The 14,122-nt window shown below is 47.5% G+C and carries 10 protein-coding genes; 5 read left to right on the top strand and 5 right to left on the bottom strand.

All coding sequences use genetic code 11. The features are described from left to right. Positions 1 to 52 precede the first annotated feature (52 nt). Together V1498_RS20775 and V1498_RS20770 are read left to right on the top strand one after the other, a co-directional pair. Positions 53 to 4,510 (top strand): endonuclease, encoded by a 4,458-nt coding sequence (locus tag V1498_RS20775; protein WP_409299401.1) that lies wholly within the window; start codon positions 53 to 55, stop codon positions 4,508 to 4,510. A gap of 164 nt (positions 4,511 to 4,674) precedes the next feature. Then, positions 4,675 to 4,989, top strand: coding sequence for a hypothetical protein (locus tag V1498_RS20770; RefSeq protein WP_409295989.1), 315 nt, complete (start codon positions 4,675 to 4,677; stop codon positions 4,987 to 4,989). A 977-nt stretch (positions 4,990 to 5,966) separates the two neighbouring features. On the opposite strand, the gene V1498_RS20765 is transcribed toward V1498_RS20770, so the two are convergent. Continuing rightward, positions 5,967 to 6,935, bottom strand: a complete 969-nt coding sequence (locus tag V1498_RS20765) for a nuclease-related domain-containing protein (protein WP_409295987.1) — start codon at positions 6,933 to 6,935, stop codon at positions 5,967 to 5,969. 362 nt (positions 6,936 to 7,297) lie between these two features. On the opposite strand from V1498_RS20765, the gene V1498_RS20760 reads away from it, so the two are divergent. The 3 genes from V1498_RS20760 to V1498_RS20750 all read left to right on the top strand — a co-directional run bounded on the left by V1498_RS20760 (position 7,298) and on the right by V1498_RS20750 (position 9,656). Further along, positions 7,298 to 7,669: an RDD family protein gene (locus V1498_RS20760; RefSeq protein WP_409299399.1), complete on the top strand. Its 372-nt coding sequence runs from the start codon at positions 7,298 to 7,300 to the stop codon at positions 7,667 to 7,669. Positions 7,670 to 7,818: 149 nt separating this feature from the next. Beyond that, positions 7,819 to 9,015, top strand: a complete 1,197-nt coding sequence (locus tag V1498_RS20755; RefSeq protein ID WP_409295985.1) for an excalibur calcium-binding domain-containing protein — start codon at positions 7,819 to 7,821, stop codon at positions 9,013 to 9,015. Positions 9,016 to 9,224: 209 nt separating this feature from the next. Beyond that, positions 9,225 to 9,656 (top strand): ASCH domain-containing protein, encoded by a 432-nt coding sequence (locus V1498_RS20750; RefSeq protein WP_409295983.1) that lies wholly within the window; start codon positions 9,225 to 9,227, stop codon positions 9,654 to 9,656. A gap of 250 nt (positions 9,657 to 9,906) precedes the next feature. On the opposite strand, the gene V1498_RS20745 is transcribed toward V1498_RS20750, so the two are convergent. From V1498_RS20745 to V1498_RS20730, 4 genes are all read right to left on the bottom strand, one after another. Continuing rightward, entirely contained in the window at positions 9,907 to 11,172 is a 1,266-nt protein-coding gene (locus tag V1498_RS20745; RefSeq protein ID WP_409295982.1) for an ATP-binding protein, read from the bottom strand. A 458-nt stretch (positions 11,173 to 11,630) separates the two neighbouring features. Continuing rightward, on the bottom strand, positions 11,631 to 12,329 hold the full coding sequence (locus V1498_RS20740) for an endonuclease V (protein ID WP_409299398.1): 699 nt from the start codon (positions 12,327 to 12,329) through the stop codon (positions 11,631 to 11,633). Further along, positions 12,322 to 12,786 carry a toxin-antitoxin system YwqK family antitoxin gene (locus tag V1498_RS20735; RefSeq protein ID WP_409295980.1) on the bottom strand — a complete coding sequence of 155 codons (465 nt, stop codon included), beginning with the start codon at positions 12,784 to 12,786 and terminating at the stop codon, positions 12,322 to 12,324. Before V1498_RS20735 ends, V1498_RS20740 begins: the two co-directional genes overlap by 8 nt. Next, positions 12,776 to 14,101 carry a YwqJ-related putative deaminase gene (locus V1498_RS20730; protein WP_409295978.1) on the bottom strand — a complete coding sequence of 442 codons (1,326 nt, stop codon included), beginning with the start codon at positions 14,099 to 14,101 and terminating at the stop codon, positions 12,776 to 12,778. Before V1498_RS20730 ends, V1498_RS20735 begins: the two co-directional genes overlap by 11 nt. Between the last annotated feature and the right edge of the window lie 21 nt (positions 14,102 to 14,122).

Genomic DNA, 14,122 nt, shown 5'->3' with positions numbered 1-14,122 from the left:
GATGCGAAAACGTGGGTGGAAGAGAGCTTTGAATCTGAGTTTGATTTTGGCGATGGTTGTTAGTTTTTTTGTTCCGTTTGGGCTGAAGGCGGATGCGGCTGGTACGATATCGGTGGCAGATGCGATTGCGAATAATTCGGGAACGGCAACTGTTGAAGGATATATTGTGGGAACCGTGAATGGCGGTTCTGGAACATCGATTACCTATAAGCATTCGGGGCCTTTTACGGCTGATACGAATCTGGCGCTTGCTGATAAGCCGGATGAGACGGACCGGACGAAGATCATTCCGGTTCAGCTGCCTTCCGGTGCGATCCGGACGGACTTGAATCTGAAGGCGAATCCGGATAATCTGGGCAAGAAGGTGCAGATTACCGGTGCGCTTGAAGCGTATTTTGCGACAGCCGGCTTGAAGAATCCGACGGCTTATCATTTTGTGGAAGCTGGAGACGTGAACAAGGCGGAAGCAGTCACGGCGGCTCCTGGTTCTGGTGCTGTGGCGGCGGGGACGCTGGTCAGCCTTACAACAGGTACAGACGGAGCTCAAGTTTATTATACAACGGACGGTTCAGCGCCTGGCAAGGGCAGCACTCTATATTCGGATCCCATTAAAATAGAAAGAGATACAGTCATCAAGGCGATTGCGGTCAAAGATGGGCTGCAGGACAGTGATGCGGCGGAATTTACGTATACCGTTGCATCTGTAAAATCCATCGCTGATGTGCGCCAGCTGCCAGTCGGCAGTTCGGCTGTGACGGCAGGTGTGGTTACAGCGGTATTTGGTTCGACGGTTTACATTCAGGATGAGACGGCGGGACTCGTGCTGTATGGTTCCAATTTGAACCTGACACAGGGCGACCGGGTGCAGGCTTCCGGGAAGCTCGCTGATTATAATTCCCTGCTGGAGCTTGAGGTGAAGGCAGCGGATGTTACGGTAACCGGACATGGTGAAGTACCCCAGGCACAGGTTGCGTCTGCGGGAGATTTTAAAGAAGAGAATGAAGGAAAACTCCTTACCGTTAAAAAGGTTAGTGTGGAATCCCTGGCAAGCGGCACTTTTACCGCCAAGGATGCATTAGGTGTAACGTTCCAGATCCGCCCGCAGGATGCTTCCCTGCTTGCGGCCGGTACTGCTTATGATGAAATCACGGGTGTGCTTGGTGCTTATAAAGGAGTGTATCAGCTGATTCCGCGTGATGCGGCCGATATCATTCAGGATGCGAGCAGAGTTCAGCCGGTCACAGCCAATCCTGGCTCCGGTTTGATTCCGGCGGGCGGAAAGGTTGCGCTCAGCACGAGAACACAGGGTGCGGTGATTCATTATACAACCGACGGCAGTGAGCCGAAAGCTGACAGCCCGGTCTATGAGGGGCCGATTGTGATCAGCCGGGATACGGTGATCAAGGCAATCGCCGTAAAGGCAGGCCTGACGGACAGCGCGGCGGCTGTATTCAATTATGTCCTTCAGAAGGATGAGATCCGTATTCATGATATCCAGGGTGCGGGGCATTACTCCCTGTATGATTTCTTCAATGTTCCGAATGTCGCGGGAATCGTGACGAAGATTGTGGATGCAAATAACTTTTACATGCAGGATCCAAAGCCGGATGCTGATGATAAAACCTCAGAAGGTATTCTGGTTTATAAAAAAGCGCATGGTCTGCAGACGGGTGATGCAGTAAGCGTGAGTGGAGTGGTGAAGGAATTTGTTCTGGAGGGCTATGCTGAAAAGCAGCAGACAGACCTGCCAGTTACAGAAATCAATGCTTCTGTAATCACTAAAACAGGAAGCGGACAAGCCTTGCCGAAAGCGGTCAAGCTAGGCGTTGACCGGACACTTCCAACAGAAGTGATTGATAATGACGGCTTGAAAGAATTTGATCCTGTTGAAGACGGCATTGATTTTTATGAAAGCCTGGAAGGCATGCTTGTGGAAGTCGATGATGCGAAGATTGTAGCGCCTCAGCGGTATGGAGAGCTTGTGGTGATTCCCGGCAATATGGAAACGAACACGAGCGGCGGAGGCCTTCGCATTACAGAGATGGATTATAATCCAGAGCGAATCACAATCGATATTAATGACGAGAAATTTGTGGCCAAGATGGGCGACCGTTTCAAAGGTTCCATTGGGGGCGTAGTCAGCTACGGATTCAGCGCCTATAAAGTCCTGAGTGACAAGGCAGAGCTTCCGCAGTTTGTCGAAGGCGGAAACGAGCGTGAAACAACGTCCATCAGTGCGGACAATAAGAAGCTGACTGTTGCTTCTTATAATGTAGAAAACTTTTCAGCCCAGGATGCGGACGCGAAGGTAACGAAGCTTGCGCAGGCGATTGTATCCAATTTGAATCAGCCCGACATCATCGGCCTGACCGAAATGCAGGATAATGATGGAGAGACGAACAGCGGCAATACAGACGCTGGCGAAAGCTTTGCTACATTGATCAACAAAATCAAGGAGCTTGGCGGGGCAGCGTACAGCTATACCGATATCGCTCCTGAAAATAATAAGGACGGCGGTGCCCCAGGAGGAAACATCCGTGTTGGCTTCCTTTATAAAGCAGACCGGGTGACGCTCGCTCCGGGCACAAAGGGAACTGCGACAGAGGCTGTCGGCTTTGAAAATCATAAGCTGACACTGAATCCGGGCCGCATTGATCCAACGAACCCGGCATTCCAGTCAAGTCGCAAGCCGCTGGCCGCACAATTCAGCTTCAAGGGTCGAAGCGTGATTGTGGTTGCCAACCATTTCAACTCCAAGGGCGGGGACACTCCGCTGTTTGGTAAAGTGCAACCTCCTGTACTCGGCAGTGAGGTGCAGCGGATGAAGATCGCAGGCATCGTGAACGGGTTCGTTAAAGATGTGAAATCGAAGGATCCGGATGCGAACCTTATCCTGCTTGGGGACTTCAACGATTTTGAATTCTCCAACCCGCTGAAAACGCTGAAGGGCAATGAGCTGACCAATATGATCGAGAAAGTGCCGGCCGAGGACCGTTACTCATACTCCTATCAGGGCAATGCCCAGGTGCTGGATCATATTCTTGTATCCAACAATATTGCCCCAGCAACGAAAGTAGATATCGTCCATATCAACTCCGGCTTTATGGAGGAACACGGCCGTGCGAGCGACCATGATCCGGTTATCATTCAGACCACCCCAGCAGGTGAAGAAAAGCTGCCGCCGGCTAAGGACGGGAAGCGTCTGGACCTGAAGCGCTTTGTGGCCAAGCAGTGGACGGTTGCGGCGCAGGATTCCTGGATTTCCCTTGATGCAGCGTCTATGGTTACAAATGGTTTGCATCTGAAGAAAACTACCACACTTGATGGGGAAGGCCTGAAGAATACGGTTGTTGTGCTGGATCCGACCGGCAAGGAAGCCGCCTTCAATTTCAGCAGCGCTGAAGTGAAGGAAGTGGTAATCGACAGCAGCAAGATCACCGAAATCTGGGGTGCGGAGAACATTCAATCGTGGAAGATTGAAAAAGGCTCTGACATTACAGGCATCACTTTTTACAACAAAAACGGAGATGAAGTAGTGTCTCCGCTTCTTCCTAAGAAAAATACAGCGCCCGTACTCGGCGTCCCTTTTGCAGATAAGACAGCCGGGCTCGGGGAGTCAGCGGTCATTGATTTGAAAAAGCATTTCCAGGATGCGGACGGAGACCAGCTTACGTTTACCAGCACAGCCGGAAACTTGAGCGGTGCAGTGCTCACACTTCCGACCGGACAGGAAGGAACCGTCCGGGTGACGGTAACAGCGAGCGACGGCAAGGCAGAGGCGAAGGGTGAGTTCACGCTTACTGTGGTGAAGGCTGGAGAGGCGGGCGGCTATTATCAGAATGCCGAGGGCAAGACAGGCGCGGCCCTGAAGGCTGCGCTCCACAGCATCATTAAGCCGCAGACAAAGCTTACGTACTCACAGATTACCGAAGCCATCAAAGATACAGATGAAGATCCGAATAACCCGAATAATGTCATTTTGTTATATACCGGACGTTCTCAGGCGAAATCGGCCTTTGGGTCAGGTGCGGATGACTGGAACCGCGAGCATGTGTGGGCCAAGTCACATGGCGACTTTGGCACCACCGTCGGCCCGGGCACCGATCTCCATCACCTGCGCCCGACCGATGCCTCGGTCAACAGCACAAGAGGCAACCTGGACTTCGATAACGGCGGCAAACAGCATTCCGAATGCACACAGTGCTATTATGATTCCGATTCATGGGAGCCGCCAAACCGGGTCAAAGGCGACATTGCCAGAATGCTGTTTTACATGGCAGTACGCTATGAAGGAGACGGCGAGATCGATCTTGAACTCGCGAATACCGTGAACAACTCGCCAAAACCGCTCCATGGCAAGCTGTCGACCCTGCTGCAGTGGAACGAGCAGGATCCAGTCGACGAATTCGAACGCCATCGCAACAACGTAATATTTGAAAAATGGCAGCACAACCGCAACCCATTCATCGATCATCCGGAATGGGCAGACGCGATTTGGAGCGCCAGCTGATTATTGAGAGTGCAGCCCCAGGGCTGCACTCTTTTTCGTGTGAATGAGTAAGTTGTTTAATTTCAAAATTTTTACTGTTATAATAAAATATGTAAAATGTAGCCATATCCTAGCCGCTGGAAATACTCACTATCATAGGGATAGAAACTGCAGGAGGAAATAAAGTGTCACAAGTAAACAAAGCAATTCAGGAAACAAACAGACTCTTCAGGGCCGTCCTGGAAGATGAAGCAGAACAAAGAGAGCTCTTCACCTTCGTCACCGACCACTCCCAAGAGCTGAATCAACCCCGCATCATAGTAAAACTCTTAACCATCATAGACATATCATCCAGCTTCATCACTCAACACTTAGAATTCTGCCTGACATTCTTTCACTTAATCCAAAACACCTCCTTTCGCAACGAGCAGCTGCCACTCGCTGCCGAGAAAAGGATGGCTTTATTTTGTGACTTGATGAACGATCTTAAGCTGAATTGAATAGGGAAAGGTTGAAAGCACTTATCGGGGGATAGGTGCTTTTTTCGTGGTGTTTTTGGATGGAATTTTGCAGTTTTGGGGAGGACTTAATGAAAGGCCACTTTGTTGGTGTGGCGGGGGGCAAGCGAATAGGCCTCTGGGCGCAGTAGCTTCCGGATTTTCATAGTTTACTTGCGCCTGGGAACTAGATTGATACCGCCCGCCGCCTGTTTTCTCCGCTCACTCAGCATGCGGGGTAGTTTGGTGAGATCTTTTGATTCACCTTTCCATCGATGAGACGGCGGCAGAGCAGGTCGAATGGGTTTTGGAAGCACTTTTTGTGCGAAATCAGACCGTTTTTAAGCGATTTTAATGAAAGGCCACTTTGTTGGTGCTGTGGGGGACCTGAAAATGGGTCTCTGGGCGCCGTTACTCGCCGATTTCCATTGTTTACTTGCGCAAATCTGAATTTACTTGCGAAACGGGTGACTTTACTTGCGGAAATCGGATTTTACTTGCGGAAACAGTAGATTTACTTGCGGGGATTGATGGTTTACTTGCGGCACGTGTATCTGCGCCGGGACTAGATCCAAAATCGCCCGCCGCCTGTTTTCCCCGCTCACTCAGCATGCGGGGTAGTTTGCTGAGATCTTTTGATTCACCTTTACCTCGATGAGACGGCGCCATAGCAAGTCGAATGGGTTTTGGAAGCACTTTTTGTGCGAAATCAGACCGTTTTTAAGCGATTTTAATGAAAAGCCACTTTGCTGGTGCTGTGGGGGACCTGAAAATGGGTCTCTGGGCGCCGTTACTCGCCGATTTCCATAGTTTACTAGCCGAAAACGTTTTTTACTCGCCGAACAGGGAACTTTACTCGCGGAAATCGGATTTTACTCGCCGAACTCGAGATTTACTCGCCGATTACGAGGGTTTACTCGCCAACCGCGTTCTTGACGAGAACCACCGCCCGCCTTCATCGTTAAACTCCGCTCCTGCACCTATTTCCCCCGCTCGCTAAGGACATACCGCCTGTCTCTGAACGTCCCGGTACTTTTTAAATCCATGGCGCCCAGGATTTTGGTCGCAACAGACATTGAGGAAATCTTAAGAAAGCGCCTAAATTCCTGGTTACTGATGCTCGGACCAAGAAGAAGGGCATAATCCTTCAGGGCGGCAAGATGCGCGTCTTTGGATGCAGCACCGCAGGTTCGGCAGCACCAGGTGCCGCGGAGTCTTTGCATGGTGAGTGTGCGGCAGCCGGTGCACTGCACCCCGGGAAGGATGTCTCCTGTGGCCAAACCGAATTTGGAGAGAACGTTGGGATCGAGGAGGGAATGCTGCTTGATCAGCATGCGGGATAGTTTGTTCAGTTCTTTTGGATTCACCTTTTCCTCGGTGAATCGGCGGCAGAGCATGTCGAATTTGTCAGGGAAGGCATTGAGGTGGAGGACGTCTTCAATGGAGCGTCTGTTGGAGCCTTTGATGATGGCGGCTGGGTTGCTGATGAGGACGAGGGGATAGATGGGGATATCGGGGAAACGGTTTGCTCGCAGCAGGGCTTCGAGCTGGCGCCGGTGCCGGCCGGCCTGCAGGCGGGGATCATTGAATGCGGTGGTTTTGCCATCGAGCGTCCGTATCAGCTGCCGGCCTTCATCATCAAAATACAATTCTCCGATTATATTTTTCATCTCGATGATGACGATCAGCCGTGGGGAGAGGAGGAGGGTGTCGATTTGAAAGTAGTAAGGATCTGTATGGGGGAGGCGGAGGTCGTGAAGGATGAAAAATTGGTACGGAGGCAGGAAGGTGAGATAGTAGTCGATGGACTTCTCGCCCCGAAAGCCGGCCAAACTCTTTCCCAGCTGCTCCTCGACCTGCGGCTTGGCGGGGTGACCCGGGGCAAGCCGCATATTTAGTGCCTTCAGCTTTTGAATCATGATGGATTCGTCTCGTTCTTTTTTAATCAAGTTTTCAGCACCTCTTTTAGTCAATTAATAACAGAGAGCAGGAACATCAACAAAGATGAGTTATTAAGGAAATTTTATCAACTGTGACACCTGCTAACAACATAAAAATTACATTCATCTTGTGTCAGCTTCGCCTAATAACGGAAAGAAATCCACTAGCTGACAGATAGGCTTTTAATCTACTCTAACTAGGTAAATCCTACTATTTATTACTCTGTTTTATAGTGAAAATTGACGAGGAATAGCGAAGCAGGGTAAGATTTATGTGGATTTATTTTCCATAATTAAAACTTCCAGAGGAGGAATGAACGGTGTCAAATGCAGTAGGTTTTTGGAAAAGGCTTGGAGCTCAATTGTTGGATATGGTGATTATCGGTGTTCCGTTGGCTATTCTGGATTATTTCCTCTTTCCGAATAGTGACCAAAGTCCGATTTCTTCAGGAGCAGGTGCCGTTTATTCTTTGATTATACCGACTGTTTGGTATGGGTATACGGTCGGTAAAAAGATAATGGGTATCAGGATTGCCAAGGTGAACGGTGGGAAGGTCGGCATCGGGACGATGCTGATGCGCAATTTGGTTGGCGGTCTCATCTATGGCCTTACCATCGGAATTGCTCTTATCGTCAGCGCCTTCATGGTGGGAATGCGCAAGGACAAACGGGCGCTGCATGACTTGATTGCTGGCACTTATGTGACCAGTGATGCGCCTGCTGAACTAAGTAAAGCAGCTTAATAGGGAATGGAAGCACCGCTCACACAGCGGTGCTTTTTATTTTATTGAATATTTTACCAAGTAAAAAGTTTACATTAAATACCCAAATCCCTATATTTTCCCGTTATAATAATTTAGGCATATATACATAGAAAATGGGGGGACTATTTTTGAGAATCGTAAAGAATATACTGCTTGTGATCATTTTACTAGTACTGCTGAGCCTTGTGATTGCAACGCCGATTGCTGCAATCGGACTGCTGCTGTTCATCGCCGGTCTGCTTCTGGCACGGCAATACCGGATGGGCAGGTGGGTGATGGGCGCGGGTGTCCTGCTGACCCTGGTGCTTGGAACTGTCTATCTTGAAGAACCAAAGGAAACGGTCAAGGAAGCGAGCAAGACTAAGGTTGCAGATGTAAAGGATGATCAGAAAGCGGCCGAGAAAAAAGAGAAGGCGGAAGCAGAGAAAAAGAAAGCGGAAGCAGAGAAAAAGAAAGCCGCAGAAGCAAAAGCTAAGGCTGACAAAAAAAAGCAGGCTGCAGCCAAGGCAGAGGCTGAGAAAAAGAAAATAGCCGCGGCTCAGGCTGCCGCAGCCAAGAAAAAGCAGGATGAATTAAAAGCCAAACAGGCAGCTGCCGCTAAGAAACAGCAGCAGCAGGAGCAGCTGGCAGAGCGCTTCGGCCTTGAACTTGTCACGGTTGGCCGGGTCGTGGATGGTGATACAATTGAAACCTCTGACGGCCGCAAAGTCCGCTTTATCGGCGTCAACACGCCGGAATCTACCACCAGGACGGAAAAGTACGGCAAGGAAGCGAGCAACTATACTGCTTCCAAGCTGAATGGAAAAAAAGTATGGCTGCAAAAGGATGTTTCTGAAACAGACCGCTACAGCCGTCTTCTCCGGGTCATCTGGCTCGCCATTCCGACAGATGATCGCAGTGAGAAGGAGATCCGGGCGAAGATGTTCAATGCCGACCTGGTCTTAAAAGGCTATGCCGAGCCGTCGACGTATGCGCCGGATGTGAAATACAGCGATTTGTTCGCGAAGTTTGCAAGGGAAGCACGTTCTTCAGGCTCCGGCTTGTGGGCCTATGGAAGCGATGGGACCACAAAAGGGGATCTGGACGCGAAGACGGCTGTGAGCCGTTCCAACCCTGCACCTGCCAGGAAGCCGGCCGCTAGCCCTGCACCTGCACCGGCGCCAAAGCCGGCACCAGCGGCAACGCCAGCTCCGGCAAGCGGATCGGAATATTACCAGAACTGTACAGAGCTGCGCAAGGTGTACCCGAACGGAGTGCCGGCTGGGCATCCGGCGTACGCCTCCAAGCATGACCGTGATAAAGACAACTATGCGTGCGAGCGATAAAATGGAAAGGCTGTTTTCGCAATCAGCAAAGGACGAGGATTAGGTCAAAATACAATGAAACCAAACAGAACTTCCGGTTTATGGAAGTTCTGTTTTTTTTCTATACATATCAACATTAATTTTAACGGAGCCTTAAGTAAAAAAATATTAATCGTATTTAAGGGTACTCTATAATTAACTAACTATCCTCAGCTTGGAGGCTTTGATAAATGAAAGTCCTATCCATGATCCAGCCCTGGGCAAGTCTATTCGTTCTAGGCGAGTCCCAATATGAAACGCGGACCTGGCGAACTCATTATCGCGGTCCTATGGCCATTCATACGAGCAAAAAAATAGATAAGGCTGCTGTCAGCTATGCCCAGGTGCTGCTGGATCAGCATGGCCTTACAGCTGGCAATCTCCCGACTGGAGTAATCATCGGAGTCTGTACGCTAAAAAACTGCCTGAGGGTGGTTGAAGACCATGATACATGGGCTGAATTGGAAGATGGCCGGACGGTTTCAGGCAATGATTATCTGCTCGGAAATTATGAGGCAGGAGCCTATGTGTGGGTGGTCGAAGGTATGAAGATGCTGGATGAATATATCCCCGCGAAAGGCCAGCTTGGGCTGTGGGAATTTGACGGGGAAATACCTATATAAATGAGCTCGCATAAAGGGCTGTTTTTTTCGATCATGCTGGGACGTTGCAATAAACCACTGAAGTTCCAATTGAGGTGGAGTTTCAATTAAGAGAAGCTGACAACAAGCAAACATACATTGGATAATTTGATAAATTATTTTATAAAGCAGATTGAAGGAGAAGGGGAGATCCCTTCTTTTTGTGGCCGGTATTAAAAAGGGTCTAACCGCAATAAAGACCAATCCAACTTTCTATGAGGGATTGGTCTTTTTATAGGCTGGCAGGCAGGAAAATGGTGAAACAAGTGCCCTTGCCTTTCGTGCTTTCTGCCTGGATCCGGCCGCGCATCATGTTGATGATGCGGTAGCAGACCATCAGGCCGAGGCCGGTGCCTTTTTCCTTTGTGGAGTAATAAGGCGTGCCGAGCCGCTTGAGCTGGTCTTCATCCATGCCGGCTCCATTGTCACAGATGCTGATGATGGCTCTGTCTCCTTCGGTGGAGGTGGAGATATGGATCTGCCCGCTTTCTTCACAGGCTTCTACCGCATTTTTGATGATATTCACCAGGCACTGAGTCAGCTTGCCCGGGTTCACATGAATGATTGCTTTTTCGAGGCTGCAGGTGATATCGACATTATTGACAGCCGCATAGCCGGATATGATGGAGATCACGGATTTCATATGCAGCGATAAGTCGATCGTCTCGGTTTCCTCCATCTCGGGTTTCGCAAAGCTCAGGTATTCGGAGATCGTCTCCTGGGCGCGGTCTATCTCCGAGATGGCGATTTCCGCATACTTCCGGTCCGCCTCGTCCTCGGCCCTTTCCTTCAACAGCTGCATAAAGCCCCGGCTCGCTGTCATCGGATTGCGAATTTCATGCGCGATGGACGCCGTCAGCTGGCCGAGCATATTCATTTTCTCCGCCTGCTCAATATCCACGCGCAGCTGCACCGTTTCGATAGAGCGTTCAATTAAATAGATGGCAATGGAGACGGTAAAAATGGAAACAAGAGTAAAGATGAGCGGAAAATAAATACTGACATCCTCTAAAAAAGGATCTGCCACCAGGAACTCAATCAGCCAGAGTGGAACCAGACAAAAGGAAAAGATGAGGACGGCGGATAACCATAATTTTTGTTGAAGCACCAGTCTATGATAAAGTGGCCGCACAAGCATAACAATCAACGTAAATAGGGAAAACACGACCGCTGTATTCTCCACGCCTCCGCCGCCAAGGAGCAGACGGAACAGAATGATAAACACGAGCAGGAAAACGCCCACAACATTGCCGCCATACAGGATGCCGATCAAAAGGGGAATATGTCGAAGATCATACCGGAATCCGTCCGTATACGAAACAGGGAAGTAAATGCAAAGCGAAATCGAAATCACCGATAAAACGAAGACAATGACCTTATTCCGTCTCATCGTCCGGACCTCCAGCTGCTTAATCCGGTCCGCCCAGAAAATCTGATACGCAAAAATGCCCAATATAATAAACAACATATTCAGCAGAAACTCCCGGATTCCAAACATGCCAGTACCCCCTGTAGTGGTTGTAAAATGTCATCTTATGTCTATTGTAAGAATAATGGGGGGGAAATGCTAGAAAATTTGTGGGAGATGATTTGGGGTAGGCGGGGAATGGACTATATTAAACAATTGATGGGGCTGTTAGAAGTAGCGCTGGCAGGAAGTTGTCATTAATCGCATAGCTATCTTAGACTACTCTATACTCGTATCTTATTGTATCAACAAAGGCGAGTGCTCTTCTAGTAAGATAGCATTGTTGATATAAAAAAAGCACTCTTTGTCTTTAATCGACAATCAAGTGCTTTCAGTTGATTTGTTTTAAGTAGCATAAATTTGGAAGTTTTATATTGAAAATAAGAAACCTTTTGTACACAATGGCAAATTCTATGTTAAGTCTCACGAATTTGTGTAAATACATTTTTGCCTACTTTTGTTTTTTTGTAAAAATAGAATAGACTATTTTATCCTTTTATTAACCTCTTCCTCATCTTATGTGTCTCTAGATCTGCTAATCTAACAGGAATAGGTAAGCGACTATCATTATTAATACAGTTCAAAACAACTTCAGTACTTGTATCTAAATCAATCCAGTTCCCACAAGATACAAAAATAGGTTTAACGTTTTTTGTCGTTCTTAAAGTTCGACCATAAACTTCATTATTTATTACAATATCAGTGTAAGCGCCCAAAAAATTCTCTGGCATAATAAAATCCACTTTTTGAATTTTAAGATAACTTTTTGCTACACCAATGGTTGGTTTATTTAGAAGAAAGGAAGCATGGGTAGCAATCCCCATATGACGATAATGTAAATATCCATTGCCATCAAATATATAGATATCTGGTTGTTTCGTTAGCTTTTTAACTGCCTCTGTTACTAAAGGTAACTCTCTAAATGCAAGAAAACCTGGGATATAAGGAATTGATATCTCTCCATGACTGTAAACTTTTTCAACAATTTCCTTTGTAACATAATCAATAATTACAATACAGCATGTGCCATAAGATTTGTTATCTGCATCCCAATAAGCTAAATCTACCCCTGCGATAAATTGTATCTCTTCTATTTGAAAATTATTTTCCAATTTAATTCTAGGTAATAATTCATTTTGGACTTTTGAAAACTCCTGTATTAATTTCTTTTCATTAAGATTATCCATTATCATCACGATTAGATAACCTGGTAATTAGCTCAAATTCCTCTTTTGTCGGAGCAGCTTTTTGGCTAATTACATTCCCTTGTTTATCCCATTCAATATACTTCAAACAAACGCCAAACCTAAACTCTCCATCAAATTTAAGCTCTTCACTTTCATACCAAATTTTCCTCGTACCTCTTGTTTGTCCTCTTATCATATAATCTGTAGACTTTATATTTCCATTATGATGGAATTTAACATAGTTACCTTCTTTAAAACCATTTTTATAATAACAGTAATACGCTAAATTCCCATTGTCATATAATTCATAGGCTAAACCAGTAAAAGGTTTTCCACCCTCATCTTCCGGGCTGTCCAGCACTTCATCACTGTAAGAGGTAAACCACAGTTCCTCATCAAAATCTATACCATATTCTAATACATATTCTTTACTTAATACATCCACCTTATTTTCCAACCTTTTTCACCTCTGAACTAAATTCAAATCCCTTTGTAATAAAATTACAATGTGGACATGTTGGCATCATCATACCAGCTGGTTTCAATTTCTTACCAGACCTTACAACGTGGGTAATAAAGTCTGTTGGCTGTGCGTGTGGATTCGCTAGTAATGCCTGATTCAAAGAGTATACCTCTGCATGAGAACCTGCTCCATAGGTAAATTTATAACCATCTCTAACACTACTAGGCATATTATATATCCTGTCTCTAATAATTGGGTGTAATGTAACTGGTATATCACCATCAGTATTATTAATTCCAAAATAGTATTTTCCAGTTGTTTTATCAAATGTCCCGGCAACCGCTGGACCCAATTCGTTTTTAGTTAACCCTAATGTATTTAGTCTTTCAACCTCTGTTGCTACTGCACCACGTAAATTAATTCTATAATTTAGTTCTTGCGAAGTAAATCGACCATGTTTATTACGCAAGTATTCTATTCTACTTAAATTTTCACTATTATTAGAAACTTCATTAGTACCCTTTTTAACATCCCCAATCTTCTCCGCCCGCAAATAAAAATCATCCAAAGACCTATTCCCCGTAGCAAGCGCAAACCCATTCCCGCCAAGCAGCCGGTTCAACTCTTCCTGTGCCTTCAGGATTTCTTCAGCGCTCTTCTTTTTAATCTTCCCAAACTGCATGGAGAGGGAGGCAAGGACAGACAGGCTGTTCTCGGCGTTCTCTGTTTGCTTGAGGAGGTGGGCGGCCCGCCCGACTTTGGTGACTTTCCCGAGCTTGAGGAAACGGCCGGGGGTGAAGCTGATGATGGTCCAGCCGGCGGCTTCGAGCCATTCGGTGAAGCTGAGTTCCCGGCCGTCCGGGTCTTTTGCAGTGGCGACCCGGTAGAGGTCGTAGAGTCCGGATATTTCGCCGATGGTATCGAGTACCACATCCTTTGTGACCGGCTTAACGTCTTCGCGGCTGACCTGCTGGACTTCACGCATGTTATTGATGAAGGCGGGCAGTTCGTGCTGGGCGATGAATGCCTGGACTTTGGAGACGGCCTCCTTGTAGGGGTCCATCGGCTTGTTGTTGACGGGCAGGCTGTGGAGCTGCGGCATGATGGTGTTAATGTATTTCTCGGCTTTTTCTTTAAGTGCTGTTATCTCTGATTGTACCGCTGCATAGTCTTCTCCTGCAAGAATGGAGGGGGCACTTTCGGCAATTTTCAGCTGTGCGCTAAGCGTCTCTTCCTGCTCGCAGTATCGGTCGTAGTCCTTCTGCAGGTGCTGGGTGATCGGATCGGTTTTGACGGTTAAAATACTCACTGAATCACTCCCGGTTCATTA

Source organism: Paraperibacillus marinus, from assembly GCF_046237605.1.
GTDB lineage: Bacteria > Bacillota > Bacilli > Bacillales > DSM-1321 > Paraperibacillus > Paraperibacillus marinus.
Note: the sequence above shows the minus strand (reverse complement) of the source record. Positions and strands in the feature narration are given on the sequence as shown.